The following is a 26,279-nucleotide window of genomic DNA, read 5'->3' as shown; positions in this document are numbered from 1 at the left end:
CGAAGCGCTTCCGCGAGCCGAGGTGTGCCGAGGAAAGGGACCCATGAAGAAGAACCTGGTCGTCGCCGGGGCGATGCTGGGCGCCGTCGCGCTGCTCTCCGGCTGCGGGGCCGGTATCGGCTTCGGCCCGTCCAATCAGGACGTCGTCTCCTACGACGTCGCCGGTTCCCTGAAGTCCCTGGACGTCACCACGAACTCGGGGGACATCGTGGTCAACGCCTCCGACCGGCAGGGCGTCCACGTCACCGAGACGCTCCGCTGGCGCGGCAAGAAGCGTCCCGAGACCGAGCACCCGGTCAGCGGCGGCACGCTGACCCTGCGCCAGAACTGCGCCCGCGACTGCGAGGTCCACTACAGGGTCGAGATCCCGAAGGGACTGGACGTCACGACCGACACCGGCTCGGGCACCATCACCCTGCGCGGCCTGAAGGGGGCGAAGGCGACCGCGAAGACCGGCTCCGGCGACATCGAGGCCGGCTCCTCGGAGGTCGGGGAGCTCACCGCCGAGACCGGCTCGGGCGCCGTCACCCTGCGTGGCCTGAAGGGCGAGGACGTGCGGGCCGAGAGCGGTTCCGGCGACATCGACGCCCGCTCCCTGACCGCCCGGACGTTCACCGCCGAGAGCGGCTCGGGGGCGGTCGAGGCGGGGTTCGCCGACGCGCCGGACCAGGTCACCGTCAAGGCCGACTCGGGCGACGTCACCCTGCGGCTGCCGCGGAACACCTACGCGCTGACCCTCGACACCGGTTCCGGCGACAAGACCGTCCAGGTCGGAAACGACTCGGCCTCCCCCAGGAAGGTCGAGGCGCGCACCGGCTCGGGGAACATCGACGTCCTGCCCTCCTGAGACGGCCCGTACGGCGGGCGGCGGCGCGGGCCCCCGCTCATGGCGCGGATCCCGGCTGGCGGCGGCGCGGGTTCGGCTCACGGCGGCACCCGGCGAAACGGCCGGTCCGCCGCGGGTCCCTACCGCGAAACCGCCGATAACCGGGTGAGAATGGCGGTGCCCGCGTGGCACCATCGAGGGAAGATACCCGGAGGGTTCAGGCGTTGTTCCCTGTGAGATGAGGACGCGTATGAACCATGCATCTGAATGGAGCAACGACATAGACACTCGTGAGTCGCTGGACATCGACCTGTTCGACGAGCCGATCGACACCGGTGAGCTGGACCTGGCCGACCGCCAGGCACTGCGCCGGGTCGTGGGACTCTCCACCGAGCTTGAGGACGTCACCGAGGTCGAATACCGCCGGCTGCGACTCGAGCGGGTCGTCTTGGTCGGCGTCTGGACCTCCGGTACGGCGGCGGATGCCGAGAACTCGCTCCTGGAGCTGAAGCTGCTCGCCGAGACCGCGGGTTCGGAGGTGCTGGAAGGTCTGATCCAGCGCCGCCAGAAGCCCGACACGGCGACCTACATCGGCTCGGGGAAGGCGCAGGAGCTCGCCGACATCGTCTCGGCCACCGGCGCCGACACCGTCATCTGCGACGGTGAGCTGAGCCCCGGCCAGCTCCGTCAGCTCGAGGACGTCGTCAAGGTCAAGGTCATCGACCGGACCATGCTGATCCTGGACATCTTCGCCCAGCATGCCAAGAGCCGCGAGGGCAAGGCCCAGGTCGAGCTGGCCCAGCTCAACTACCTGCTGCCGCGGCTGCGAGGCTGGGGTGGCAACCTGTCCCGCCAGGTCGGCGGTCGCGCCGCGGCCGGCGTCGGCATCGGCGGCCGCGGTCCCGGTGAGACGAAGATCGAACTGGACCGCCGCCGGATCCGCGAGCGGATGGCCAAGCTGCGCCGGCAGATCGCCGAGATGACCACCGCGCGCGAGACCAAGCGGGCACGCCGGGTGCAGCGCGAGGTCCCCGCCGTGGCGATCGCCGGCTACACCAACGCCGGCAAGTCGTCGCTGCTGAACCGGCTGACCGGCGCCGGCGTGCTGGTCGAGGACGCGCTGTTCGCCACGCTGGACCCGACCGTCCGCCGGGCGCACACGCCCGACGGCCGTCTGTTCACGCTGGCCGACACCGTCGGATTCGTCCGGCACCTGCCGCACCAGCTCGTCGAGGCGTTCCGCTCCACGCTGGAGGAGGTCGGCGACGCCGACCTGATCCTGCACGTGGTGGACGGCTCGCACCCCGATCCGGAGTCCCAGCTCGCCGCCGTGCGAACCGTGTTCTCCGACATCGAGGGCGCCCGGGACATCCCGGAGATCGTGGTCGTCAACAAGGCCGACGCCGCCGACCCGGTGGTGCTGGCCCAGCTGACCGCGCGGGAGAAGCACACCGTCGTGGTCTCGGCCCGCACCGGCGCCGGGATCGAAGAGCTGATGGCCGTCATCGAGCGCGAGCTGCCCCGCTTCGACCAGGAGGTCAGGATGCTGGTGCCGTACCAGCGCGGCGACCTGATCTCCCGCGCCCACACGGAGGGCGAGGTCATCGACGTGGAGCACACCGAGGACGGCACGATCCTGCACGCCAGGGTCCTGCCCGGCCTCTTCGCGGAACTGGAGCGGACCGCCAAGCCGGTCGAGACCGTCTGACCCGCCGTTTTCCCGGGGCCGGTCCGCATCCGCGGGCCGGCCCCGATCCGTGTCCGCGGCTCTCAGCGGCGGTCTTCACTCCGGGCCTGGCCCTCCGTCGGGAGCCGGATCCGCGTGGTGCCCGCGCCGTACCGGGGTGGCCTTCGCACAGAGCCGGATCCGCGTGGCGCCCGCCGTCTCGGCCGACCCCGCGCCCGCCGTCTCAGCCGGCCTTCGTACGGCGGAACGCCACGAGGGCGACGTCGTCCTCGCGGGCGCCGAACTGCCGGATGAGCCGGTCGCAGAAGAGCTCCAGGTCCTCGTCGGAGGTCTCGGCCATGGACCGCACGATCTCCAGGCTCTCGTCGAGCAGCTTGTCGCGGTCCTCGATGAGCCCGTCGGTGAACATCAGCACGGACTCCTCCTCGGTCAGGGTGACCCGGTCGACGCGGTAGGTCTCGTCCGCCACCCCCAGCAGCAGGTTGCCCAGGCCGTGGTAGCGGGACTCACCGCCGATCAGCAGCGGCGGGATGTGCCCCGCGTTGGCGATCTCCATCTCGCCGGTCGCCGGATCGATCAGGATCAGGCACACCGTCGCCGTCATGCGCGGGTGGTAGCACCGCAGCACGCTGTTCAGCAACGCCATGGAGGCGCCCAGGTCCACGGCCCCGAGCATGGAGGCCCGCAGCGCGTGGCGGAGCTCCGCCATGACCGTCGCGGCCAGCAGGGAGTGCCCCTGCACGTCGCCGATGGCCAGCATCACCCGGTCGCCCAGCCGCAGCACCTCGTAGAAGTCGCCGCCGACCTCGACGTTGTCGACGGCCGGCTGGTAGCGCCAGCTGATCTCCAGCCCCGGGGTGTCCGGGATCCGCGCCGGCAGCAGGCTTCGTTGCAGCGTCAGGGCGATCGCGTGCTCCTCGGCATAGGCGCGCAGGGCGTCCGCGGTGAGGGCCAGGGCCTGGCCGAGCTGGCGCAGGATGTTGGCCTCGTCCGGGTCCAGCGGCCGGATCGCCTCCACCCCCAGGCAGACCGGCGGGCGGCCGACCTTGGTCCGGCAGAACACGGCCGTGACCTCGCCGCTGATCCCGGCGTCGGGCATCAGATCCAGCCAGTCCTGCGCCGGGGCCGTGAACACCTGGGTCCCCGCGGCGTTGCCCAGCGACAGCGCGCCGATCCGGAGCAGCAGGTCGGGGGCGGCGGGCAGGGCGATCGCGTCGGCGGACGGCGACTTCGCGACGAACCTGCGGGTCTGGCCGTCCGGCGGGATCGCCAGCGCCCCGGCGTACCGGCCGAGGATCCGTGAGGCGCCCTCGACGGCCGTGCTCAGCAGGGCCTCGAAGCTGTCGGCGGAGTTCATCTCCAGGGTGACCTCGGTGAGGGTCGCCAGCCGGTTCGCCATCCGCTCGGCCCGCTGCCGGGCACGGTAGTAGCGCAGCGTCGCCTCGACCGTGGCGGCGAACTCGTCCGGCTCCACCGGCTCGGCGAGGTAGGCGTCGGCGCCGCGCTCCAGCCCCTGGGTCCGGTCGGCGGGGGTGATCGCCGCCCCGGAGATCTGGATGACCGGGATCGAGGACGTCGCCTCGTCGGCCTTGATCCGCTCGCAGACCTCGTAGCCGCTCATGTCGGGCAGCCGGACGTCCAGGATCACCAGGTCGGGGCGGAGGTCCCGGACCTTGCCCAGCGCCTCCACGCCGCCGGTGGCCTGCAGGACCTCGTGCCCGGAGCGGCGCAGCCAGCTGGACAGGATGTAGAGCTTGGTCGGGGTGTCGTCCACGACCAGCACGGTCGCCGGTCCGTCAGGCATGGTCACGCCCCAGAGCCTCTCGTACGGTCTCCAGCAGGTCTTCCTTCCGCAGTCCCTGTTTGGGCAGCACCCTGCTGACGCCCTGAGGGTAGTGGTGGGAGGTCGCGTGGGTCACGACGATCACCGGCACGTCGCGGAGCCGCTCGTCGGAGGCCATCCGCTCGATCAGCGCCGCGCCGTCGAGACGGGGCATGAGCAGGTCCACCAGCGCGAGGTCGGGCCGTTCGCGCGCCATCGTCTCCAGCGCGACCTCCCCGTCCGGGGCCTCGTCGATGTGGGCGGCGAATCCGGCGAGCATCCGCCGCACGGTGGCCCGGAACTCCTCGTTGTCGTCGGCGACGAGCACCCGCCCGACCACCGGCTCCCCGTCCTGCCGGTGCGGCAGCCGTACGGTGACCCGGGTGCCCTCGCCGAGGGCGCTGTCCAGCTGGAGCGTGCCACCCATCGCCTCGGTCAGGCGGCGGGCGTACGGCAGGCCGAGGCCGGTGCCCTTCACCTGCACCTGGATCGGTCCCGGGACCTGGAAGAACTCCTCGAAGACCCGGTCCAGGTGCTCCTCGGGGATGCCGACGCCGGTGTCGGTCACCGTGAAGACCATCTCCTGGGCGGGCGCGTCGGTCCGCACGTCGAGCCTGACCTCGCCCTCCTGGGTGAACTTCAGCGCGTTGGACAGCAGGTTCCGCAGGATCCGGGTGAGCATCGTCTCGTCCACCAGCATCTCCGACGCCTCGCCGGGGACGTCCACCGAGATCGTGACCCGGTCGTTCCCGCTCGTGGGACGCAGCGTCATCCGCAGCCGCTCGGTCAATGCGACGAGGTCCACCTGGGACGGCTGCGGTTCGAGCCGCCCGGCCTCGGCCTTGGCCATGTCGAGCAGCTCGCTGACCATCGTCAGCAGCGTCTCGGCGGAGGAGCCGATGAGCTGGACCTGGTGGCGCTGCTCCTCGGCCAGCGGCTCGCCGCCGGGGCCCACCAGGAGCCGGACGAGACCGATGATGGAGTTCAGCGGGGTGCGCAGCTCGTGGCTGACCGTGGTCCAGAACCTGTTCTTGGCGTCGCTCGCCGCCCGGAGCTGCCGGGACTTCTCGTCGAGCTCGGCGTACAGCGCGACCACTCCGCGGTTGGTCTCCTCCAGCTCCTCGGAGAGCTGGTTGTACAGGGCGACCACTCCCTGGTTGGTCTCCTGGAGTTCGGCGTTGAGCTGCAGGACCTCCTGGAGGGTCTCGGCGAGCTCGCGGTTCTGCTGGCGCAGCTCGTCGACGGCGGTCGCCGGCGTCAGCCTGGCGAGCCGCGCGCGGATCTCCGCCACCGAACGGTCGGGCCGTCCCCCGGGAAGCCGTTTCACCATCTTCACCCGCCCCTCGGCGCGGTCGAACTCGATCTCGTCGAGGAGACGCCCCGCCAGCGTCACGCCGTCCGCCGACCGGAAGCCGGTCGCCGCGGGGAGGTCGATGGTCACGACCAGGGTCTCGCCGTCCAGCAGGAACGCGGCGGACGCCTCGTGGCCCTCGCTCAGCACCTCCCGGCTGATCTCGCTCAGCGCGGTGGCCACCCGGATCTGGTCCTGGGATGCCAGGCCGACCGCCTCCGCCGCCTCGCGGCCGAGTTTCCGCATGACGAAGAGGTCGGAGTCGTCGCGGACACGGATCCGGATCAGCTCCTCGCCGGTCGTCCGGCCCGTCATGGGCCGGTCCTCAGCGCGACCACGCAGGCGTCGTCCCTGCGGGTCCCGGCGTCGCGCAGCAGGGTGGCCGCGACGACGGAGGGGGAGCGGGTGACGAGTCCCGGGTAGGAGGTGATGTCCCACCGGTCCGACAGACCGTCGGAGTGGAGCACGACCACGCCTTCCGGCGGAATGTCGTACTCGTACTGGCGCAGGGTGCGAGCCTGATGCCCGGCGATGCCCGGCACCGAGATCATCCCCTGGCGGCCGTCCTGGGTGGTGATCCAGGCGGAGACGTTGCCGAGCCCGGCGAAGGTGATCCTGCCCGCGGCCCGGTCGACGTGGGCCACCGCCGCGGCGCCGCCCCTGGTCTGCCGCATGCCGCCGTGCAGTCGTTCGAGGATGGTGACGGGGGGCCGGTCCGCGTCCTTCAGGAACAGCCGCACCGCCTCCTGCGACGCCTTGGCCGCGGGATCGCCGTGCCCGAGCCCGTCGCAGAGCATCACGGTCGTCGTGGCGCCGGTCTCGACGATCGCGAACGCGTCACCGCAGACCGTCTCCTCGCCGATGGGGCGAGTGATCCCGCTGACCCGGGCCTCGGGCCGCGGGGCGTCACGGGTGGTGAAGTACATGCCGACCACGGTGCCCCGGCCGGGCGTGGAGTGAACCTCGTATCCGCTGGCCATGCGGGCGATGCCGCCGAGGCCGATGCCGAGGGTGCCCGTCGTCGAGTATCCGTCGCGCAGGGCGCGGGAGACGTCGCGCATGCCCGGGCCCCGGTCGAGGGCGACGACCTCGATCGCCTCGGGCATCTCCGGGTGCGGCCGGATCAGCATGACCCCCTCGACCGCGTGCTTGACCAGGTTGGACGCGGCCTCGCTCACCGCGACCGCGACCCGCCCGGCGTCCTCCTCGCCGAACCCCCGCGCCTCGGCGAGCGTGACCGCGACCCGCCGCATGGCGCCGATCGCGCTGGCGTCCTCGGCCCGCAGCCAGGTGTCGTTCTGGGAACGGATCACCTTGCCCATTTGGTCACCGTCACCAGCGTTCCCTCGCCGGGAGCCGACTTGAGCTCGAACTCGTCCATCAGCCGGCGTGAGCCGCTGAGTCCGAGTCCGAGCCCGCCGCCGGTGGTCCACCCGTCGGTGAGCGCCTGTTCGAGGTCGGGGATGCCGGGGCCCTCGTCGCTGAAGGCGAGCCGCAGTCCCCGGCGCAGGCCGTTGTGCACGACCTCGATCCGAACCTGCCCGCCCCCCGCGTAGACCAGGGCGTTGCGTGCCAGTTCACTGGCCGCGGTCACGACCTTCGTCTGGTCGACGAGAGAGAGGCCGACCTCCACGGCGGCGGTCCTGACGCGCTGACGGATCAGCACGATGTCGCTGTTGCCGTGGATGGGCAGCTCGGCGGGGGTCGTCACCGTGCTGCCGAGGCGATCTGGGAGCCGTCGAGGTGGTTCAGCAATGCGACACCCTTTTCGAGGTTGAGAGCGGTGCGCACACCGCCCAGCGAAAGACCCAGCTCCACGAGGGTGATCGCCACGGCGGGCCGCATGCCCACGACGACCGTCTCGGCGTCGAGCATGCGGGAGATGGCCGCGATGGTCGCCAGCATGCGGCCGATGAACGAGTCGACGATCTCCACCGCGGTGATGTCGATGATCACGCCGCGGGCGCCGGTCTCCACCACCTTGTTCGCCAGGTCCTCCTGGAGCACGAGAACGCTCTGGTCCTGGAGGTCGATCTGGATGGAGACGATCAGGATGTCGCCGAGTTTGAGGACGGGTACGCGATCCATCATTCCTCCACGGTCCGCAGGGCGACGCGGGATCCGCGGTTCCTGACGATCTCGACGCCGCTCTCACGCAGCGCGTGGGCGAGGGCGTCGGCGAGGGTGGCCTTGGTCACGATGTCGCCGAACTCGATGCCGAGGGTGACGATGGTGTGGGCGATCTGCGGGCGGATGCCGGAGATCACGCACTCGGCGCCCATCAGCCGGGCCGCCACCACCGTCTTGAGGAGGTGCTGGGCGACCTGGGTGTCCACCGCGGGCACGCCCGTGATGTCGATGACCGCGTGCTCGGAGCCGGTGTCCACCAGCGTCTGCAGCAGCTTCTCCATCACGACCTGGGTCCTGGCCGAGTCGAGCGTGCCGACCAGCGGCACGGCGACTATGCCCTCCCAGAGCTTGACCACGGGGGTGGAGAGCTCGAGGAGCTGCTCGGCCTGGTCGAGGATGATCTTCTCTCGGGTCGAGCTGTAGGTCTCCATGGTGTAGAGGCCCAGGTCGTCGATGATCCGGGAGAACCAGAGGAAGCCCTGCAGCGTCTCGGAGGAGCCGTCCGCGCCGGCGCTCTCGTAGACCGCCTCCTTCAGCCCGAACACCACGGTGGCGGTCTCGGTCGGGGTGAAGCCCTGGCGGGCGCGGCTGCGGGAGAGCTCGGCGAGCAGCCCGCGCAGATCGCTGGAGTCACCCGGGTCGCCGGAGTCGCCGAACGCCCGGACGAGGGCGCTGTAGAGTTCACGGAGCTGACCGCTGAGGTTTCCGCGGTCGACGTGCCCGCTGGAGGAAGCTCCCGCTATCTCGAGCCAACGCCTGAAGATCTGGTCTTCGTGCGTGGCCAGAAGTGTTTCGATGCGATGCCGTCCGGCGTCCGCGGAGACCGACAAGGTAGCTCCCATGCTTACATCTGAAGGGTGGTTCCACGAAAGATTACATGGTGGGCCCCACTTCGATGGCATTTTTGCTGGTAGGGGGGGTCTGGTGGAGGGGGCGGGCGCGCGGGGACGGGGCCGTCCGCGCGGGCCTGCCGCCACGTCTCCGCCGGGCCTCCGGCGTGCGGGCCGTACGCGCCGGGTGGCTTGGCGGCACGGGCCGTACGCATCGGGTGGTCCGACGGCGTGCGGGCCGTACGCGGCGGCCGGTTCCACGGTGCGCGGGCCGTACGCGCCGGGCGGTCTCGCGTTCGACGGCGTGACCGTTTCCGGTCACGCGCCGTGGATTCTCACCGCCGTGGATGCTCAGACTAGATATCCCAGTGGCGGGATTTCAATGGCCCGGCTTGCGGTCGGGGGCATCGGTGGAATGGACTGATGGTTTGAAGAAATCGTACAAAACTCTCCAAAAGTGACGTTTTCCTGCCAAGGGCAGGGTCGCCATGATAAAAATTTCAGAGGGACGGCATGCCCGGAGGTGTTCCGGAGTCCCCTGTTGCGGATGAGAGAAAAGTGGCCTGAGCTGCGAGGGAGAGGTCCACTCCGAGCGCGGCCCCCGGGACGGCCGGGCGGCGGTGGCCGGGGTGAAGTGGCGTTCTTCCCAATTAGCCTGTACAGCAAGCTCACTTGTGAAATAACGTAACTGAACTGAAATCGCCTGATCATGATCCCGGCGCTACTGTCGCCCCACCAACGAGCAAGCGGATAAGAGCAGGAGACCCCCGATGGCGTCCGGATGCACAGCGGTCCCGGCGGGCACGGCGTCCGGCACCGGCCGGGGCGGCCCGGCGCGGCCGCGAGAGGTCTCCTCCCCGACGCCTCCCCCCGCGCACAAGGCGGTGATGCGATGACGGTCCGCCTTCTGACCAACATCGGCCGGCTCTGGACCGGCAACGACGTCTGCAGCAACGGCGCGATCCTCGTGCACAACGACCGGATCGCCTGGGTAGGCCGCGCGGCCGACCTGCCGCAGAGCGTCCCCGGGGTGGTGGACGACATCGTCGACGTCGACCACGTGGAGAACCTCGGCGGCGCGTTGGTCACCCCCGGCCTGATCGACGCCCACACCCATCCGGTCTACGCGGGCAACCGCTACGCCGAGATGGCGATGCGCTCCAGCGGCTCGTCGATGTCGGCGATCACCGCCGCCGGCGGCGGTGTCGGCTCCACCGTCACCGTCACCCGCGGCACCGACCCGTGGACCATGTGCAACGGCGTCCGCGAGCGCCTGCGCGAGTGGCTGCTCAGCGGCACCACCACCGTCGAGGCCAAGACCGGCTACCACCTCACCCGCGACGGCGAGCTGGCCGACGTGCGGCTCCTGCGCGAGCTGGAGAAGGAGCCGATGATGCCGCGCGTGCACGTCACGTTCATGGCCGCGCACGTCGTCCCCCCGGAGTACTTCGGCCGCCAGCGCGACTACGTCGAGGCCGTGGGCTCCTGGTGCGCCGACGCCGCGGCGGCCGGGGCCGACAGCGTCGACGTCTACTGCGACGAGGGCCACTTCACCACCGACGAGGCCCGTTGGGTGCTCGCCTCCGGCCGCAACGTCGGCCTGCTGCCCCGCATCCACGCCGGCGCCCACAGCCGCCGCGGCGCCGTGCAGCTCGCCGCGGAGATGGGCTGCGCGTCGGCCGACCTGCTCCACCACACCTCCGACGACGACATCGCGCTGATGTCCAGGTACGGCGTTCCCGCCGTGCTCTGCCCGGGCACGGCCCTCCAGCACGGCAGCCTGCCCCCGGTGCGCCGGATGCTGGGCCAGGGGGTCACGGTCGCGCTCGGCAGCGACCACAACCCCGGCCACTGCGGCATCACCTCGATGTCCCTGGTCATCAGCCTCGCCGTGGCGGCCTTCGGCATGAGCGTCGGTGACGCGCTCCGCGCGGCCACCCTCGGCGGCGCCACGGTCCTCGGCGCCCCCGACCGGGGCGTCCTGGCCCCCGGGCGGCTGGCCGACATCGTCCAGTGGGACGCCGACCACGAGGGCGCCTTCGCCTGGGCCTTCGGTCTCAAACCCCGCCGCGTCTGGCGCGGAGGCGTCCCGGTTCAGTGATCGTCCCGGTCGTTCGACCGGGACGGTCCGGTGATCGTCCCGGTCCGGGCGTCCGCGGCGGTCCGGAGCCTCCTGGTGTTTCGGAGACCCGTACGGTCGGGTGATCGTCCCGATCCGGCGCCCTTCCCGATCCGGTGACCCGGAGGGTCCGGTGATCGGGGCGTCGTCGCCCGGGTCCGGCGACGGCGCCCCGCGTCCGGCCGATCCCGCCCGGTAATCTCGGCATATGCCGCCCTCGGTCGCCATCGTCACCGACTCCACCGCCTACCTCCCTGAGGAGTCGGTCTCACGCCTGGGGATCACCGTGGTGCCGCTGCAGGTCGTCGTCGGCGGCAGGGGGCTCGACGACGTGGCCCAGATAGACGGTGCGGGGATGAACGACGCGCTCGGCGAGTGGGCTCCGGTCACGACCTCCAGGCCCGCGCCCCAGCGCTTCGCGGACGCCTACGAGGCCGCCGCGGCACGGGGTGCGACCGGGATCGTCTCCATTCACCTGTCGGGGGAGATGTCCGGCACGGTCGAGGCGGCCCGCGCCGGGGCCGAGGACTCGCTCGTGCCTGTCGAGGTCATCGACAGCGCGTCGATCGCCATGGGTCTCGGCTTCCCCGTCCTCGCCGCCGCGGAGGCCGCCGCGCGGGGCGCCACCCGGACCGAGGCGGCCGACGCCGCCCGCCGTCGCATGAAGGAGACCCGCAGCTTCTTCTACGTCGACACCCTCGAACACCTGCGCAGGGGAGGCCGGATCGGCGCGGCGGCCACGCTGCTCGGCTCCGCGTTGCGGACCAAGCCGCTGCTGCACATCGCCGACGGCGTGATCGTCCCCCTGGAGAAGGTCCGCACCGCCTCCCGGGCCATCGCCCGCCTGGAGGATCTCGCCGTCCAGGCCGCGGGGAACGGCCCGGTGGACATCGCGGTCCAGCACCTCGCCGCGGAGGACCGCGCCCGGGCCATGGCCGCGAGGCTGCCCCAGCGCGTCCCCGGGCTCGTCTCGGTGACCGTGGTGGAGGTCGGCGCGGTAATCGGAGCCCACGTGGGCCCCGGCATGCTCGGCCTCACGGTCTCCCCGCACCGCTGAGCCGCTCACCGGCCCGGTGAGCACCCTCCCATGCGTCATCCCCGGGGGAGGCTCGGCCCGCCGCCGAGCCTCTTCACCGGATCACCGGGTCCCTCGCCGCCCACCCTTCCCTACCGGTCTCTTCCGGCTTTCTCCGGCGTCGGATCCCGGGGCCGCGTCTCCTCGCGCCACCGGAATCGGACGATGCCTTTCCAGAGACCGTCCCGGGAGGGCGGGTTATCCCCAGAACGGGATTCGGCGCGGATACGGCAGGTGAGCCCGCCGTAGCGTCCCAGGCGTGCGGATCAGCGACCACGACACCGAGCGATTCCGGGCCGAGTCACGGCTGCGGGCGCTGACGGCGCCCGGCGCCGCCGGCCCGCCCCCACCCGGCGACCCCTTCCCACCCGCCGGCCCACCCCTACCCGACGACCCTTTTCCCTCCGCAGGCCCGCTCCAGCCCCGCGGTCCGTTCGCGCCTCCCGCCGGTTCATTCCAGCCGGGTGACCCGTTCCGGCCCGGCGGCTCATTCCCGCCACCCGGCGGCCGGCCCCCGTCCGCCGGAGGCCCCTCCCCGCTCGCAAGCGGCCTGCCCTCGCCGGGCGACCTTCCGCCCGGCGGTTCCGCCGCGCGCCCGCGTTCCGCACCCGTCCCCTTCTCCTTCGAGGCTCTCCGTACGGCCGTCGCCGCGCGGGCCCCCGCGTCCGCGCCGAGCGGCCCCGGTCTGCGCCTGCTTCTCCTCGTCGCCCTGGCCGCGGTCGTCGCGGGCGGTCTCTACGCCTGGCGGTCCCAGCCCGAGCCCGAGCCGCTCACGCCGCCCGTCCCCGCCCTCGCCCCCGTCCCCGGCGCTCCGCTCGCGGCCCCGGCGCCCTCGCCCTCCTCCGCGCCGCCTGATCTCGCGCGGCAGGGTCCGGAGCCGCCGGCGCCGGGCGTCGCGGGAACCGGCCGGGTCCCTGGAGCCGTCCCCGAGGTCGTGGTCCACGTCACCGGCAAGGTCCGCCGGCCGGGTGTGATCGCTCTGCCCGCCGGGTCCCGGGTCACCGACGCGGTCAGGGCCGCCGGGGGAGTCCGCCGGGGAGCCGGCACCGGTCACCTCAACCTCGCCCGGAGGCTCGTCGACGGCGAGCAGATCGACGTGGGCGCGCCGGGGCCCGCCGCCGCGCCGGCGGCCGGGGCCGACCCCGCTCCCGCGGAGGCCGTCATCGACCTCAACACCGCCACCCCGCAACAGCTCGAACAACTGCCGGGGGTCGGCGAGGTGCTGGCCCGCCGCATCGTCGAATACCGCGACGGCCACGGCGGATTCCGCACCGTGGAGCAGCTCCGTGAGGTCAGCGGCATCGGCGACCGGAAGTACGCCGAGATGAAGGACCGGGTGCGGGTTTGACCCGAACCCCCGACCGGAGGGAGTGGACACGGGACATGGCACGGATCCTCGGACCGAGGGGCCGGACACCAGGTGCGGCGCGGATCCTCGACGGGGCACGGACCCTCACCGGGAGGGACCGGGCGCGGAATGCGGCGCGCGTCCTTCTCGACCGGGCCCCGCGGCTCACCCTGCCCGCGCTCGCCTCGTGGGCTACCGCCCTCGTCCTTCTGGGCTGCCCGGCCCCGGTGGGAGCCGTCACCGCCGCGCTCGCCGCCGCGGCGGCTCTCGGCATCGCCATGGGCGCACGCGTCACGAGAACGCGCCCCGCCTGGCGGAACACGTCTCTCACGGTGCTGGGCTGCGTCGCCGCGGTCGCCGGGACGGTGGCGTTCCGGGTCCACGCCGTCGGCACGGGCCCGGTGGCCGAACTCGTCAGGAGCGGAGCCCCGGCGGGGATCGAGGCGGTGCTGACGGGGGATCCCCGGGAACTGCCCCGGCGCGCGGGCCCTTACCAGCGGGAAGGCTTCGCGGTGCCCGCGAGGGTCGAGGTGATCGAGACGGCGCACGGCAGGGTGGCGTTGCGCGCACCGGTGATGCTGCTCACCACGGGCGGGGAGTGGCGACCGCTGCTTCCCAGCCAGCGGGTCGCGATCCGGGGCCGGTTCGTCCACGCGGACTCCGCCGAGTTGCTCGCCGCCGTGGTGCTCGTGCGCGGGCCTCCGCGAGTACTGGGCGCGCCCTCCTGGGAGCAGCGGGCGGCCGGGGCACTCCGTTCCGGTCTGCGGGAGGCCGCCGCGGTGCTGCCACCCGACCAGCGCGGCCTGCTGCCCGGCCTGGTGGCCGGTGACGTATCCGGGATGGACCGGCAGGTCACCGCCGACTTCAAGGCCGCCGGGCTCAGCCACCTCACCGCGGTCTCCGGAGCCAACCTGGCGATCGTGGCCGGGGCGGCGATCGCCCTGGCCCGCGTCGCGGGGCTCCCCCTGCCGGTCAGGGCGGTGCTCGCGGCGATGGCCATGATCTCCTTCACCGTGGTGGCCCGGCCGTCGCCCAGCGTCCTGCGGGCTCTCGTCATGGGCCTCGTCGCGGCGGCGGCGCTCGGCACCGGCCGGTCCCGCGACGGGGTGGCGGCGCTGTCGGCGACGGTCCTCGGGCTGATCCTCTTCGACCCCGTCCTCGCCCGCTCCTACGGCTTCGCGCTGTCGGTATGCGCCACGGGCGGCATCCTGCTCCTGGCGCCGCGCTGGCGTGACCGGCTCGCCACCCGGCTGCCCCGCTGGGCGGCGGAGGCGGTCGCCGTGCCCGCGGCGGCGCAGGCCGCCGTCACCCCCGTGCTGGTCCTGATGGCCGGGCAGCTCGAACCGGTGGCGATCCCGGCGAACCTCCTCGCCGGGCCCGCCGTCGCACCCGCCACGCTGATCGGATTCCTCACGGCGCTGGTCGCCCCCGTGCAGATGGACCTCGCCCGGTTGCTGGTCCGCCCGGCGGGCCTGGCCACCGGGTGGATCATCACGGTGGCCGGGCGGGCCGCCGGGTTCCCGCTGGCGGTGATCCCGTGGCCGGGTGGCGTGCCCGGCCTGGCGGCGCTGGCCGTCGCCGTGCCCGTCGCCGTCCTGGCGCTGCGGCGCCGGCGGCCGCGCCGGATCGTCCTCGCCCTGGCCGTCGGCACGGTCGTCGCGACGACCGTGGCGGGGCCGGTCGTGTCCCGCTGGCCGCCCGAGCGCTGGCTGCTGGTCGCCTGTGACGTCGGCCAGGGAGACGCCCTCCTGGTGGCCGCCGGTCCCGGGCGGGCCGTGGTGGTCGACGCGGGGCCCGATCCGGTGTCCACCGGCCGGTGTCTGCGCGACATGGGGATCCGCCAGGTGCCGCTGGTCATCCTCACCCATCCGCACCTCGACCACGTCGGCGGCCTGGACGGGGTCGTCCGGGGGCGCGAGGTGGGAGCGGTGGTCGTCACCCCGTACGGGGGATCCGGGCCCGGGCGGCTCCGGCTGAGCGGCGACCTCGCCCGCCGGCGGATCCCCGAGTGGGCGGCGCGGCCGGGTATGAGCTGGACCTTCGGCCCCTCCCGTCTCACGGTCATCGGCCCCCCGGAGGGCGTCGTCGCCGGCGGCGGAGAGGAGACGGCAGTGAACAACGCCAGCGTCGTGGTCCATGTGAGCTGGGCGACGGGGTCGGCGCTTCTCAGCGGGGACGCGGAGACGGAGGCCCAGACGGAGCTGCTGCGACGGGGCCTGCCCCGGGCCGAAATCCTCAAGGTGCCCCATCACGGGTCCGCCAGGGGCGATCCCGGTTTCCTCACGGCCACCGGCGCGCGGGCCGCGCTGATCAGCGTCGGGGCGGGCAACGACTACGGCCATCCCGCCCCCGCGACCCTGGCCCGGCTCAACCATCTGGGCATGCGGGTCTACCGCACCGACCTGTCGGGAGATCTCGCCGTGGTGGCCGGGAAGGACGGCCTGGCGATCGTCGTCAGGGGCCGCGGCCTCTCGTGAGGGGCCATGCGGTTGAAGGCCTCAGGCCGGAGCCGGAGCAGCAGCCAGGGCCGGAGCCGGAGCCGGAGCCGCAGCCGGAGCCACAGCCACAGCCGGAGCCGGGGTCCGGGTCGGAACCGGAGCCGGAGCGGGAGGCGCCGGCGGGCGGCGGAACTCGGTGTCCACGTCGGCGGCGTAGACCGAACGGCCGCAGCGCGCGCAGCGGTACACCACGGGCCCCTCGTCGAGGGGCGATCCGCAACGAGGGCAGGTGTGACGGCAGACGGCGGAGCGCATCATGAGGTTCATGGAAACTCCTTGAGCGTGGAGACCCCTGGCTTCAGCCGTGGGGAGGATCTCGTCTCCTTCGGCTGTTCCACAGCGTGCCCGAGGACGACTGCATCCGGATTGCGAACGGCTTGCTGATTGCGATTCGGTCACCCGCACGTGGCATGCTGCTGGGCATGGCGGCGAACGACCCGGCACGGGTGACACTGGTGGTCGGCGACGAGGAGTTGCTGGCCGATCGCGCGGTCGGCGAGGTGGTCGCGGCGTGCCGCGCCGCCGACCCGGGCGCGGAGGTCCACGACCTGGTCGGTTCGAAGGTCGAGCCGGGGGAGCTGACCCGGCTGTCCTCGCCGTCGCTGTTCGGCGGTGGAGCCGTGGTGGTGATCCGCTCCGCCCAGGACCTCGTCAAGGACGTCGCCGCCGAGGTCGTCTCCTACAGTGCCCGCCCGGCTGAGGACACCGTGCTGGTGCTCTCGCACGCCGGCGGGGCCAAGGGCAAGGCGCTGGCCGACGGCGTCAAGAAGGCCGGCGCTCACGTGGTGACCGTCGCCAAGCTGACCAAGCCGGCCGAGCGGCTGGCGTTCATCAGGACCGAGATGAAACGGGCCGGCCGGTCCATCGGTGCGGACGCGGCCGCGGCGCTGCTCGACGCGGTCGGCAACGACCTCAGGGAGCTGGCCGCGGCCTGCAACCAGCTCGCCTTCGACACCCCCGGCAAGACCATCGACGAGGCCGCCGTCGCCCGCTACCACCGGGGGCAGGCGGAGGTCAGCGGGTTCACCGTCGCCGACTCGGCCGTCGAGGGCAGGCTGGGGGACGCGCTGGAGCAGCTTCGCTGGGCGATCGCCACCGGCACGGCCCCGGTCCTGCTGGTCAGCGCGCTCGCGGGGGGCCTGCGATCGCTCGCCAAGGTGGGCGGCGCCCCGCGCAATCTGCGGGGCGGACAGCTCGCCAGCCATCTCGGCATGCCGCCGTGGAAGATCGACCGGACCAGGAAGCAGCTGAACGGCTGGGGCCCGGAGGGCCTCGCCCACGCGCTGCAGGCCGTCGCCGCGGCCGACGCGCAGGTCAAGGGCGGCGGGGCCGACCCGGCCTATGCGCTGGAACACCTGATCCAGGTCGTCGTCGCCAGCCGTACCGGCCGTTAGCCGTCCCGACGGGCGGTACGGGTCCGAGGCGTGCGCCCGGTCGACGGCGCGGCGGAAGGCGAGCCGTACCGGCGCGCGGTGAGCAGCGGAGGCCGGCATGGCCCGGCGAGCGCCGAGGGGCTCGGGAGGATGCGGCGAGGGCCGGAAACGCCGGAGCGCCGCGTCCCCGAGGGGACGCGGCGCTCCGGAAGACCCGGGTCGAGCTCCGGAAGAACCGGGACTACTTGGAGGCCGACAGGGCGGCGACGCGCTGGGCGATCGCCGACTTGCGGTTGGCGGCCTGGTTCTTGTGGATGACGCCCTTGCTGGCGGCCTTGTCCAGCTGACGGGAGGCGGCGCGCTGCAGCGCGATGGCCTCGTCGACATTGCCCTGCTCGGCGGCCTCGCGGAACTTGCGGACCGCCGTCTTCAGGGACGACTTGACAGCCTTGTTACGCAGCCGGGCCTTCTCGTTCTGCCGGTTGCGCTTGATCTGGGACTTGATGTTCGCCACGAAGAAGCCTCGGTGAAAGTTGTCGGAGTGGGGCGCGCGGGCAGAGAGGGCGCGCCACACGCAGTTGAACAGACTACCAACCGGCTGGACGATCGCTCAAATCGACAGCCGGGTCGGAAGGATGCCTGACAAGCTTACCCTTCTCCCCTCACGGTCGGAACCAGAACCGCCGGTACTCCTCCCAGTCCTGCTCCGTGGCGGCGAAGTCCACGTACAGCGCCAGCCCGAACCGCTCGCGGTGCCCGCCGTGGGCGGTCAGCGCCAGCCGCGCGCCCCTCGCGGCCGTCGCGACGCTCTCGGCCCCGTCGGACCACGAAACGCCGTGGTCGTGGTAGGCGGGCGCGCCGATGAGCAGGGTCTTGTCCGCGGGCACGAGGTCCAGGGCGAAGACGGCCTGCCGTACGACATGGCCGCCGTAGAGCAGCTCGGAGGGGAGGAAGGAGTCGTAGGTCATGATCGCGACCTGGTCGACGCGGGCCGCGACCTGCCGGAAGTAGTCCGGCGACCAGTACTTGTCGTGGCCGATGACGCCCCGGACCACCGGCCGGGTCAGCGGGAACGGCTCGATCTGCGGGGTGGAGGTGGACAGCGGGCCGCCGCCGAGGACCGGGCGGGTGCGCTCCAGCAGGTCCAGGAAGTCGGCGTCGCCGTCGCCGACCGGCTCGAAGTTGTAGTGGACGCCGTCGAAGCCCAGCGTCATGACGGAGCGCGCGCTCTCCACCAGCCGGTCCCGGACGGCCCGGTCGTCGAGGTCCAGGAAGCCGTCCACCTTCTGCCCGAGCCACGCCGACACCCGCACGTCCGGCAGCTCGGCGTGCCACCGCTTCACGAAGTCGCGCGCCCCGGGACTGCGGTCGGGCAGCGAGCCGTCGGCGTTGAACGGCCCGGAGTGGACGTACACGTCCCTGATCCCGGTCCGGCGCAGCCGGTCGGCCAGGCGTCTGAGGTCCGCCGCGCTCTTGCGGCCGTCCACCCAGGCGTGGCCCAGCCACAGGGCGTCGTGGCCGCTCGCCTTCGCCCAGGACGCCGGGGTCCCGGTAAACTGCAGGGTGAGGGTGGCCGCGGCCACCCCCGGGAGCACAAGGAGGACGGCCGCCACCACCGCGAGAAACCGCAGGCCGCGCCGTGCTCTGGTCCGGGCAATCACCCGGACATGTCACCATGGAAGACGGCTGGGATGCCAGCCGTAGATCTCTTCAATACTGCGAAACGGACACCGGTGCGCATTCAGCCTGGCCAGACCGATCCCGCGGTGATCCGCAACTTCTGCATCATCGCGCACATCGACCACGGCAAGTCCACCCTTGCCGACCGCATGCTGCAGATCACCGGCGTGGTCGACGACCGCTCCATGCGCGCCCAGTACCTCGACCGGATGGACATCGAGCGCGAGCGCGGCATCACCATCAAGTCGCAGGCGGTCCGGCTGCCGTGGAAGGTCGGCGACACCGAGCACGTCCTCAACATGATCGACACCCCGGGGCACGTCGACTTCACCTACGAGGTCTCCCGGTCGCTGCAGGCGTGCGAGGGCGCGATCCTGCTGGTCGACGCGGCACAGGGCATCGAGGCGCAGACGCTGGCCAACCTCTACCTGGCGATGAACGCCGACCTGACGATCATCCCGGTGCTCAACAAGATCGACCTTCCCGCCGCCCAGCCGGAGAAGTACGCCGCCGAGCTGGCCCACCTCATCGGCTGCGAGCCGGAGGAGGTGCTGAAGGTCTCCGGCAAGACCGGCGAGGGCGTCCGGGAACTGCTGGACCACGTGGTCGCGAACGTTCCCGCCCCGGTCGGCGTCGCCGACGCCCCCGCCCGCGCGCTGATCTTCGACTCGGTCTACGACACTTACCGCGGCGTGGTCACCTACGTCCGCGTCATGGACGGCCACCTGGGCAAGCGCGAGCGCATCCAGATGATGTCCACCGGCGTCTCGCACGAGACGCTGGAGATCGGCGTCATCTCGCCGGAGCCGAAGGTCGCGGACAAGGGCCTGGGCGTCGGCGAGGTGGGCTACCTCATCACCGGTGTGAAGGACGTCCGCCAGTCGCGGGTCGGTGACACGGTGACGTCGTCCGTCCGCGCCGCCACGGAGGCGCTCGGCGGCTACGAGCATCCCAAGCCGATGGTCTTCTCCGGCCTGTACCCGATCGACGGCGACGACTACCCCGAGCTGCGCGAGGCCCTGGACAAGCTCCAGCTCAACGACGCGGCCCTGGTCTACGAGCCGGAGACCTCCGCGGCCCTGGGCTTCGGCTTCCGCTGCGGCTTCCTCGGCCTGCTCCACATGGAGATCGTCCGCGAGCGCCTGGAGCGGGAGTTCAACCTCTCGCTCATCTCCACCGCGCCCAACGTGGTCTACCGGGTGATCATGGAGGACGGCAAGGAGGTCGACGTCACCAACCCCTCGGAGTTCCCCACCGGCAAGGTGGACAAGGTCTTCGAGCCGGTGACGAAGGCGACCGTGCTGGTCCCGTCGGAGTTCATCGGCGCCATCATGGAGCTCTGCCAGAACCGCCGGGGCGCCCTGCAGGGCATGGACTACCTGTCCGAGGACCGCGTCGAGATCCGCTACACCATGCCGCTCGGCGAGATCATCTTCGACTTCTTCGACCAGCTCAAGTCCCGCACCCGCGGCTACGCCTCGCTCGACTACGAGCCGCACGGCGAGCAGGAGGCCGAGCTGGTGAAGGTCGACATCCTGCTCCAGGGCGAGGCCGTCGACGCCTTCAGCGCCATCGTCCACAAGGACAAGGCGTACGGCTACGGCGTGGAGATGGCCAAGAAGCTGCGCGAGCTCATCCCGAGGCAGCAGTTCGAGGTGCCCATCCAGGCCGCGATCGGCGCCCGGGTCATCGCCCGCGAGAACATCCGCGCCATCCGCAAGGACGTCCTCGCCAAGTGCTACGGCGGCGACATCTCCCGTAAGCGCAAGCTGCTGGAGAAGCAGAAGGAAGGCAAGAAGCGGATGAAGATGGTCGGCCGGGTGGAGGTCCCCCAGGAGGCCTTCGTCGCCGCGCTGTCCACCGAATCCTCCGTCGACAAGGCCAAGAAGTAGGGACGGCGCCGCCCGCCGGCGGGGGAGCGGCGGACGGGATCCCGGTGACCGCCGCGCACACCGGGCCCCGGGCGGGGTCCCCGTGCCCGGCGCGTACGGCGGGACACCCGGGCGGCGGGCGGCGCCGTACCGGGCACCTGCCCCGGGGCGGCAGACTTGACCCGTGCCATCCACACTTCCCGACGGCGACCCCGTACCGGCCTCGGGCCGGCTCCCCGGCAGCGCGCTGCGCGGGCTCGGTGAGCGGCCGTTCGGCTTCTACGTCCACGTGCCGTTCTGCGTGACCCGCTGCGGCTACTGCGACTTCAACACCTACACCGCCTCCGAGCTGGGTCCCGGCGCCTCGCACGCCGACTACGCCGCGACCGCCGTCGCGGAGGTGCGGCGGGCGCGGGCCGCCCTCGGCGACGCCGACCTGCCGGTCGAGACGGTGTTCTTCGGCGGTGGCACCCCCACCCTGCTGCCCGCGGCCGACCTGGTCCGCATCCTCGGCGCCATCGACGAGGAGTTCGGGCTCGCCCCCGGCGCCGAGGTGACCACCGAGGCCAACCCGGAGTCGGTGGACCGCGCCTACCTCGCCGGACTGCGCGACGGAGGGTTCACCCGGGTGAGCTTCGGCATGCAGAGCGCCCGCGAGCACGTGCTGCGGGTGCTGGAGCGCCGCCACACCCCGGGCCGGGCGGCGCACGCCGTACGGGAGGCGAGGGAGGCCGGGTTCGGCCACGTCAACCTCGACCTGATCTACGGCACGCCCGGTGAGAGCGACGACGACTGGCGGACCTCGCTGGCCGCGGCGATCGAGGCGGGGCCCGACCACGTGTCGGCCTACTCGCTGATCGTGGAGGACGGCACCCGCCTGGCGGCCAGGATCAGGCGCGGTGAGCTGCCGATGCCCGACGACGACGTGGCGGCCGACCGCTACCTCATCGCCGACGTCATGCTCGCCGAGGCGGGTTTCGAGTGGTACGAGGTGTCCAACTGGGCGACCTCGGAGGCCGCGCGCTGCCGGCACAACCTGCTCTACTGGACCGGCGGCGACTGGTGGGGCGTCGGCCCCGGCGCGCACAGCCACGTGGGCGGCACCCGCTGGTGGAACGTCAAGCACCCGGCCGCCTACGCCCGCCGCCTGGCCGAGGGCGTCTCACCCGCCCACGCCCGCGAGGTGCTGTCGGACGAGGACCGGGCGGTCGAGCGGCTGATGCTGGAGCTGCGGCTCGCCCGGGGCTTCCCCCTGGCGGAGATCGAGCGGCCGCCGGTGGCCGCCCGGGCGCTGGCCGACGGGCTGCTGGAGGTCGAGCCGTTCAAGGCGGGCCGGGCGGTGCTGACGCTGCGCGGCCGGCTGCTGGCCGACGCCCTGGTCCGCGACCTCACCTGACCTCACCTGGCCGCACCGGGCCCGGTCTCGGCCGTCATCCCGCGAACCTCGCCGGTCGCGCCGGGCTCCGGTCTCGGCCGTCATCCCGTGGACCTCGCCGGCCGCGCCCGGCCCCGGCGGGGACGGCGGCGGGCTCGGCCGGTCACGGCCGGTCTCAGACGTCCTCCGGCGGGGCGGTCACGAAGTCGATGAGCCGCTCGACCGGGCCGAGGAGCTCCGGCTCCAGGTCGGCGTAGGTGGTGACCGAGCCGAGGATGCGCCGCCAGGCGTCGGCCGGGGCGAGGTCCCAGCCCAGGGCGGCGACGACCCCCTCCTTCCACGGCACGCCGCGCGGCACCCGCGGCCAGGCGCCGATGCCCAGCACCGACGGCTTGACCGCCTGCCAGACGTCCACGAACGGGTGCCCGGCCACCAGCACGTACGGCGAGGCCACCCGGTCGGCGATCCGGCTCTCCTTGGACCCGGCGACCAGGTGGTCGACCAGCACGCCCAGGCGGCGCTCCGGGCCCGGCTCGAACTCCTCGACGATCTCCGGCAGGTGGTCGACCCCTTCGAGGTACTCCACCACCACACCCTCGACGCGCAGGTCGTGACCCCAGACCTTCTCCACCAGCGCGGCGTCGTGCACGCCCTCGACGTAGATCCGGCTCTCCCTGGCCACCCGGGCCCGCAGGCCCTCCACGGCGATGGAGCCGGAGGCGCTGCGCCGCGGGGCGCGGGGCGCGGCGGCCGGCCGTACCAGGGTCACGACCCGGCCCTCCAGCAGGAACGCGGCGGGTTCCAGCGGGAACACGCGCCGCCGCCCGAAGCGGTCCTCCAGGGTGACGGATTCCTTGTCGCAGGCCACCACGGCGCCGCAGAATCCGCCGTCGGCGTCCTCCACGACCAGGTCGATCTCGGCGGGGACCTGCGGGATCCTCCCCCTGCCCGGACGCCGCCAGTTCCCCGCCAGCACGTCGCGCTCGTACACGCCGACCGCACCTCCTCACGCCTCACCGATCCAGAGGACGCTAGCAAAGGGCCGCCGCCTTATCGCACCCCGTCGGCAGGAGCCGTACACTTGGCACTCGGGAACACAGAGTGCCAGACTCCGCGTTCCCGGTTCGGCGCAGGGCAAGGAGGTGAGCACGTTGGTCGATGACCGCAGGCTTGCGGTGCTTCGGGCCATCGTCGAGGACTACGTGTCCACCAACGAGCCGGTGGGGTCGAAGGCACTCGCCGAGCGGCACAACCTCGGCGTCTCGCCCGCCACCATCCGCAACGACATGGCGGTGCTGGAGGAGCAGGGATACATCGCCCAGCCGCACACCAGCGCGGGGCGGGTGCCCACCGACAAGGGCTACCGGCTGTTCGTGGACCGGCTCTCCCAGGTCAAGCCGCTGTCGGGCGCGGAGCGGAGAGCGATCGAGAGCTTCCTCGCCGGCGCGGTGGACATCGACGACGTCGTGACCCGCACGGTGCGGCTGCTGGCGCAGCTCACCCGCCAGGTCGCCGTGGTGCAGTACCCCACGCTGACGCACTCCACGGTCCGGCACGTCGAGCTGGTCCCGCTGAACGAGCGGCGGCTGATGTTCGTCCTCATCACCAACACCGGCCGGGTCGAGCAGCGCGTCGTCGAGCTGCCCGAGGGGGTCGACGAGACCCGCGTCGCGCACCTGCGCGCGACGCTCAACGCCTCGCTCGACGGCTGCGGGCTGGCCAAGGTCCCCGACAAGGTCGCCGACCTGCCCTCGGGGCTTCCGATCGAGGACCGCCCGTTCGCCACCACGATCCTGTCGGTGCTGCTGGAGTCGCTGGTCGAACGGCACGATGAGAAGATCGTCTTCGCCGGGGCCGCCAACCTCGCGGGAGCCGACTTCAGCGTCGGTCTCCGCGACGTCCTGGAGGCCCTGGAGGAGCAGGTCGTGCTGATGCGCCTGCTCGGAGAAACCTCGGACCTGTCGGCGCTGACGGTGCGGATCGGCTCGGAGAACCCCTACACCGGTCTCCAGGGCACGTCCATCGTCGCCGCCGGGTACGGTTCGGGAGACAAGCAACTGGCCCGGCTCGGCGTGCTGGGCCCGACGCGAATGGACTACCCGGTCACGATGGGCGCGGTGCGCGCGGTGGCACGCTACGTCAGCCAGATCCTGGCTGCATCCTAAGAGGTCAACTAAGTGGCTAAGAGCGACTACTACGGCACCCTCGGGGTACGCCGTGACGCCAGTGCGGAGGAGATCAAGAAGGCCTACCGCAGGCTGGCGCGCGAGCTGCACCCCGATGTGAACCCCGATCCTGAGACACAGGAGAGGTTCAAGGAGATCACGCAGGCCTACGAGGTCCTGTCCGATCCCAGCAAGCGGCAGATGTACGACATGGGTGCCGATCCGTTCGCTCCCGGCGGGGGCGCGGGCGCCGGGGGCTTCGGCGCGGGCTTCCCGTTCAGCGACATCATGGACGCCTTCTTCGGCGCGGCGGCCGGCGGCGGCGGTCGCGGGCCGCGCTCGCGCGCCCGCCGGGGCCGCAACGCCACCATCCGGGTGGAGCTGGACCTGCGCGAGGCGGCCTTCGGCACCACCCGCGAGCTGGTCGTCGACACCGCCGTGCTCTGCGAGGTCTGCTCGGGTGCGGGCGCCGCGCCCGGCACCCACCCCGACACCTGCGACATGTGCCACGGCCGCGGTGAGGTCTCCCAGGTCACCCGGTCCTTCCTCGGCCAGGTCATGACGTCCCGGCCCTGCCCCCAGTGCGGCGGGTTCGGCTCGATCATCCGCAACCCCTGCCAGGAGTGCTCCGGTGACGGCCGGGTCCGCACCCGGCGGACCATCAAGGTCCGCATCCCCGCGGGCGTCGAGGACGGCACCCACATCCAGCTCGCCGGCGAGGGCGAGGTCGGCCCCGGCGGCGGCCCGCCCGGCGACCTGTTCCTAGAGATCGTCGAGCGGCCGCACGAGGTCTTCGAGCGCCGGGGCGACGACCTGCACTGCACCGTGCAGATCCCGATGACGGCCGCCGCGCTCGGCACCGTCCTGGTCATGGAGACCCTCGACGGCACCGAGGAGCTGGACATCCGGCCCGGCAGCCAGTCCGGCCAGACGATTCCGCTCTACGGCCGCGGCGTCCAGCGGCTCAACGAGACCGGCCGCGGAGACCTGCTGGTCCACATCAACGTCGAGACCCCCGTCAAGCTCGACCCCGCACAGGAGGAGCTGCTGCGCGAGCTCGCCAGGCTGCGCGGCGAGGAGCGCCCGCCCGGCAAGTTCGCGCCGGGCCAGCAGGGCTTCTTCTCCCGCCTGCGGGACGCCTTCAATGGCCGCTGACCCGGCGGTCCCCGGCGCCCTCCGGGGAGCCGCGGGCGGGGCCTCCCGGGTCCGCCGTGGCGTCCTGCCGGGGGTCGCGGGCGGCGCCTGTCCGGCCCGCAGCGGCGTCCTCCGGGGGGTCGCGGGCGGCGCCCGCCGGACCCGCCGCGGCGTCCCCGCCGCATGACGGCGCCGGTCTTCCTGGCCGACGCGGCCGATCTGGGCCGGGAGGGGTTCACGCTCGCCGGTCCGGAGGGCAGGCACGCGGCGGCCGTACGGCGGCTGCGTGCCGGGGAACGGCTCGACGTGACCGACGGCGCGGGCGTCGTGGCGGAGTGCGTGGTGGACGACGCCGGCAAGGACTCCCTGCGGGTGCGGGTGCTGCGCCGCTACGAGGTGCCCGCGCCGCGTCCCCGCCTGGTCGTCGTCCAGGGCCTGCCCAAGGGCGACCGGGGCGAGCTGGCCGTGGAGATGATGACCGAGGCCGGGGTGGATGTGATCGTGCCCTGGGCCGCGGCCCGCTCCGTCACCCAGTGGAAGGGGGAGCGGGCGGCGAAGTCGCTGGCCCGCTGGCGTTCCACGGCCCGTGAGGCGGCCAAGCAGTCACGCCGCTTCCACCTGCCCGAGGTGACCGGCCTCGCGAGGACCGCCGAGGTCGCGGACCTGCTGTCGGCGGCGGCGCTGGGCGTCGTGCTGCACGAGGAGGCCGCCTCCCCGCTGTCCGGGCTTCCGCTGCCCGCCGACGGGGACATCGTGGTGGTCGTCGGCCCCGAGGGCGGGGTCTCCGAGGAGGAGATCACCGCCTTCCGCGCCGCCGGAGCCGCCCCGGCGCTGCTCGGGCCGACGGTGCTGCGCACCTCGACGGCCGGGGTCGCGGCCGCGGCGGTGCTTCAGGCGCGTACCGGCCGCTGGTAGGCGCACGGCGGTACGGCCGTGCCCCGCCGCCCGCGGTGGCCCTCCCCGCCCGGCCGCACGGCCGGGCCGTCCGGGCATGC

21 protein-coding genes are annotated in these 26,279 nt (G+C 72.7%); 12 read left to right on the top strand and 9 right to left on the bottom strand.

Annotation, left to right across the window (positions count from 1 at the left end; translation table 11 throughout):
• The first annotated feature begins 43 nt into the window (after positions 1-43).
• Positions 44-847, top strand: coding sequence for a DUF4097 domain-containing protein (locus ACFYSC_RS03100; protein ID WP_389955789.1), 804 nt, complete (start codon positions 44-46; stop codon positions 845-847).
• 229 nt (positions 848-1,076) lie between these two features.
• Complete coding sequence (hflX, locus tag ACFYSC_RS03095) at positions 1,077-2,534, top strand: GTPase HflX (protein ID WP_389955786.1); 1,458 nt, start codon at positions 1,077-1,079, stop codon at positions 2,532-2,534.
• A gap of 202 nt (positions 2,535-2,736) precedes the next feature.
• Here hflX and ACFYSC_RS03090 read toward each other — a convergent pair whose 3' ends face one another.
• From ACFYSC_RS03090 to ACFYSC_RS03065, 6 genes are read right to left on the bottom strand one after another with little or no spacing between them, the layout of a single operon-like run.
• Positions 2,737-4,317, bottom strand: coding sequence for a SpoIIE family protein phosphatase (locus ACFYSC_RS03090; RefSeq protein WP_389956336.1), 1,581 nt, complete (start codon positions 4,315-4,317; stop codon positions 2,737-2,739).
• Positions 4,310-6,001, bottom strand: coding sequence for a hybrid sensor histidine kinase/response regulator (locus ACFYSC_RS03085; RefSeq protein ID WP_389955783.1), 1,692 nt, complete (start codon positions 5,999-6,001; stop codon positions 4,310-4,312). The genes ACFYSC_RS03090 and ACFYSC_RS03085 overlap by 8 nt, the downstream gene beginning before the upstream one ends.
• Positions 5,998-7,008: an ATP-binding protein gene (locus tag ACFYSC_RS03080; protein WP_389955781.1), complete on the bottom strand. Its 1,011-nt coding sequence runs from the start codon at positions 7,006-7,008 to the stop codon at positions 5,998-6,000. The genes ACFYSC_RS03085 and ACFYSC_RS03080 overlap by 4 nt, the downstream gene beginning before the upstream one ends.
• On the bottom strand, positions 6,996-7,397 hold the full coding sequence (locus tag ACFYSC_RS03075) for an anti-sigma regulatory factor (RefSeq protein WP_389955778.1): 402 nt from the start codon (positions 7,395-7,397) through the stop codon (positions 6,996-6,998). The genes ACFYSC_RS03080 and ACFYSC_RS03075 overlap by 13 nt, the downstream gene beginning before the upstream one ends.
• A complete protein-coding gene (locus ACFYSC_RS03070; protein WP_389955775.1) occupies positions 7,394-7,774 on the bottom strand; it encodes an STAS domain-containing protein in 381 nt (126 codons plus the stop codon). The genes ACFYSC_RS03075 and ACFYSC_RS03070 overlap by 4 nt, the downstream gene beginning before the upstream one ends.
• The gene (locus ACFYSC_RS03065; protein WP_389955772.1) at positions 7,774-8,658 is read right to left on the bottom strand and encodes an STAS domain-containing protein; all 885 of its coding nucleotides are present in this window, start codon (positions 8,656-8,658) and stop codon (positions 7,774-7,776) included. Before ACFYSC_RS03065 ends, ACFYSC_RS03070 begins: the two co-directional genes overlap by 1 nt.
• Before the next feature lie 880 nt (positions 8,659-9,538).
• Here ACFYSC_RS03065 and hutI point away from each other — a divergent pair.
• The 5 genes from hutI to holA all read left to right on the top strand — a co-directional run bounded on the left by hutI (position 9,539) and on the right by holA (position 17,080).
• Complete coding sequence (gene hutI, locus ACFYSC_RS03060; RefSeq protein ID WP_362928326.1) at positions 9,539-10,747, top strand: imidazolonepropionase; 1,209 nt, start codon at positions 9,539-9,541, stop codon at positions 10,745-10,747.
• Between the two features lie 226 nt (positions 10,748-10,973).
• The gene (locus ACFYSC_RS03055; RefSeq protein ID WP_389955768.1) at positions 10,974-11,822 is read left to right on the top strand and encodes a DegV family protein; all 849 of its coding nucleotides are present in this window, start codon (positions 10,974-10,976) and stop codon (positions 11,820-11,822) included.
• Between the two features lie 277 nt (positions 11,823-12,099).
• Complete coding sequence (locus ACFYSC_RS03050) at positions 12,100-13,188, top strand: helix-hairpin-helix domain-containing protein (RefSeq protein ID WP_389955765.1); 1,089 nt, start codon at positions 12,100-12,102, stop codon at positions 13,186-13,188.
• 35 nt (positions 13,189-13,223) lie between these two features.
• A complete protein-coding gene (locus ACFYSC_RS03045; RefSeq protein ID WP_389955762.1) occupies positions 13,224-15,665 on the top strand; it encodes a ComEC/Rec2 family competence protein in 2,442 nt (813 codons plus the stop codon).
• A 443-nt stretch (positions 15,666-16,108) separates the two neighbouring features.
• Positions 16,109-17,080 (top strand): DNA polymerase III subunit delta, encoded by a 972-nt coding sequence (holA, locus tag ACFYSC_RS03040; RefSeq protein WP_389955760.1) that lies wholly within the window; start codon positions 16,109-16,111, stop codon positions 17,078-17,080.
• A 220-nt stretch (positions 17,081-17,300) separates the two neighbouring features.
• On the opposite strand, the gene rpsT is transcribed toward holA, so the two are convergent.
• Positions 17,301-17,573 carry a 30S ribosomal protein S20 gene (gene rpsT, locus ACFYSC_RS03035; RefSeq protein WP_362928336.1) on the bottom strand — a complete coding sequence of 91 codons (273 nt, stop codon included), beginning with the start codon at positions 17,571-17,573 and terminating at the stop codon, positions 17,301-17,303.
• 148 nt (positions 17,574-17,721) lie between these two features.
• Entirely contained in the window at positions 17,722-18,720 is a 999-nt protein-coding gene (locus ACFYSC_RS03030) for a hypothetical protein (RefSeq protein WP_362928338.1), read from the bottom strand.
• Positions 18,721-18,792: 72 nt separating this feature from the next.
• Between ACFYSC_RS03030 and lepA the strand changes: the two genes are divergently transcribed.
• Together lepA and hemW are read left to right on the top strand one after the other, a co-directional pair.
• A complete protein-coding gene (gene lepA, locus ACFYSC_RS03025; RefSeq protein ID WP_389955756.1) occupies positions 18,793-20,631 on the top strand; it encodes a translation elongation factor 4 in 1,839 nt (612 codons plus the stop codon).
• Between the two features lie 163 nt (positions 20,632-20,794).
• A complete protein-coding gene (hemW, locus tag ACFYSC_RS03020) occupies positions 20,795-22,006 on the top strand; it encodes a radical SAM family heme chaperone HemW (RefSeq protein WP_389955754.1) in 1,212 nt (403 codons plus the stop codon).
• Positions 22,007-22,160: 154 nt separating this feature from the next.
• On the opposite strand, the gene ACFYSC_RS03015 is transcribed toward hemW, so the two are convergent.
• Positions 22,161-22,976, bottom strand: coding sequence for a DUF3097 domain-containing protein (locus ACFYSC_RS03015; RefSeq protein ID WP_362928345.1), 816 nt, complete (start codon positions 22,974-22,976; stop codon positions 22,161-22,163).
• 160 nt (positions 22,977-23,136) lie between these two features.
• On the opposite strand from ACFYSC_RS03015, the gene hrcA reads away from it, so the two are divergent.
• The 3 genes from hrcA to ACFYSC_RS03000 all read left to right on the top strand — a co-directional run bounded on the left by hrcA (position 23,137) and on the right by ACFYSC_RS03000 (position 26,199).
• Positions 23,137-24,150: a heat-inducible transcriptional repressor HrcA gene (gene hrcA / locus ACFYSC_RS03010; RefSeq protein ID WP_362928739.1), complete on the top strand. Its 1,014-nt coding sequence runs from the start codon at positions 23,137-23,139 to the stop codon at positions 24,148-24,150.
• Positions 24,151-24,162: 12 nt separating this feature from the next.
• Positions 24,163-25,305 (top strand): molecular chaperone DnaJ, encoded by a 1,143-nt coding sequence (gene dnaJ, locus ACFYSC_RS03005; protein ID WP_389955749.1) that lies wholly within the window; start codon positions 24,163-24,165, stop codon positions 25,303-25,305.
• Positions 25,306-25,467: 162 nt separating this feature from the next.
• Positions 25,468-26,199: a 16S rRNA (uracil(1498)-N(3))-methyltransferase gene (locus ACFYSC_RS03000; protein ID WP_389955746.1), complete on the top strand. Its 732-nt coding sequence runs from the start codon at positions 25,468-25,470 to the stop codon at positions 26,197-26,199.
• Positions 26,200-26,279 lie beyond the last annotated feature (80 nt).

The sequence above is a fragment of the Streptosporangium sp. NPDC004379 genome (genome assembly GCF_042873875.1).
GTDB lineage: Bacteria > Actinomycetota > Actinomycetes > Streptosporangiales > Streptosporangiaceae > Streptosporangium.
The sequence above is the reverse complement of the archived record's forward strand: the minus strand, read 5'-3'. Positions and strand labels throughout refer to the sequence as shown.

What these genes read in the sequence shown, in the direction of transcription:
- ACFYSC_RS03100 (WP_389955789.1), top strand. Translation starts at nt 44, where the DNA reads ATGAAGAAGAACCTGGTCGTCGCCGGGGCGATGCTGGGCGCCGTCGCG.
- hflX (WP_389955786.1), top strand. Translation starts at nt 1,077, where the DNA reads ATGAACCATGCATCTGAATGGAGCAACGACATAGACACTCGTGAGTCG.
- ACFYSC_RS03090 (WP_389956336.1), bottom strand. Translation starts at nt 4,317, where the DNA reads ATGCCTGACGGACCGGCGACCGTGCTGGTCGTGGACGACACCCCGACC.
- ACFYSC_RS03085 (WP_389955783.1), bottom strand. Translation starts at nt 6,001, where the DNA reads ATGACGGGCCGGACGACCGGCGAGGAGCTGATCCGGATCCGTGTCCGC.
- ACFYSC_RS03080 (WP_389955781.1), bottom strand. Translation starts at nt 7,008, where the DNA reads ATGGGCAAGGTGATCCGTTCCCAGAACGACACCTGGCTGCGGGCCGAG.
- ACFYSC_RS03070 (WP_389955775.1), bottom strand. Translation starts at nt 7,774, where the DNA reads ATGGATCGCGTACCCGTCCTCAAACTCGGCGACATCCTGATCGTCTCC.
- ACFYSC_RS03065 (WP_389955772.1), bottom strand. Translation starts at nt 8,658, where the DNA reads ATGGGAGCTACCTTGTCGGTCTCCGCGGACGCCGGACGGCATCGCATC.
- hutI (WP_362928326.1), top strand. Translation starts at nt 9,539, where the DNA reads ATGACGGTCCGCCTTCTGACCAACATCGGCCGGCTCTGGACCGGCAAC.
- ACFYSC_RS03055 (WP_389955768.1), top strand. Translation starts at nt 10,974, where the DNA reads ATGCCGCCCTCGGTCGCCATCGTCACCGACTCCACCGCCTACCTCCCT.
- ACFYSC_RS03045 (WP_389955762.1), top strand. Translation starts at nt 13,224, where the DNA reads ATGGCACGGATCCTCGGACCGAGGGGCCGGACACCAGGTGCGGCGCGG.
- holA (WP_389955760.1), top strand. Translation starts at nt 16,109, where the DNA reads ATGGCGGCGAACGACCCGGCACGGGTGACACTGGTGGTCGGCGACGAG.
- ACFYSC_RS03000 (WP_389955746.1), top strand. Translation starts at nt 25,468, where the DNA reads ATGACGGCGCCGGTCTTCCTGGCCGACGCGGCCGATCTGGGCCGGGAG.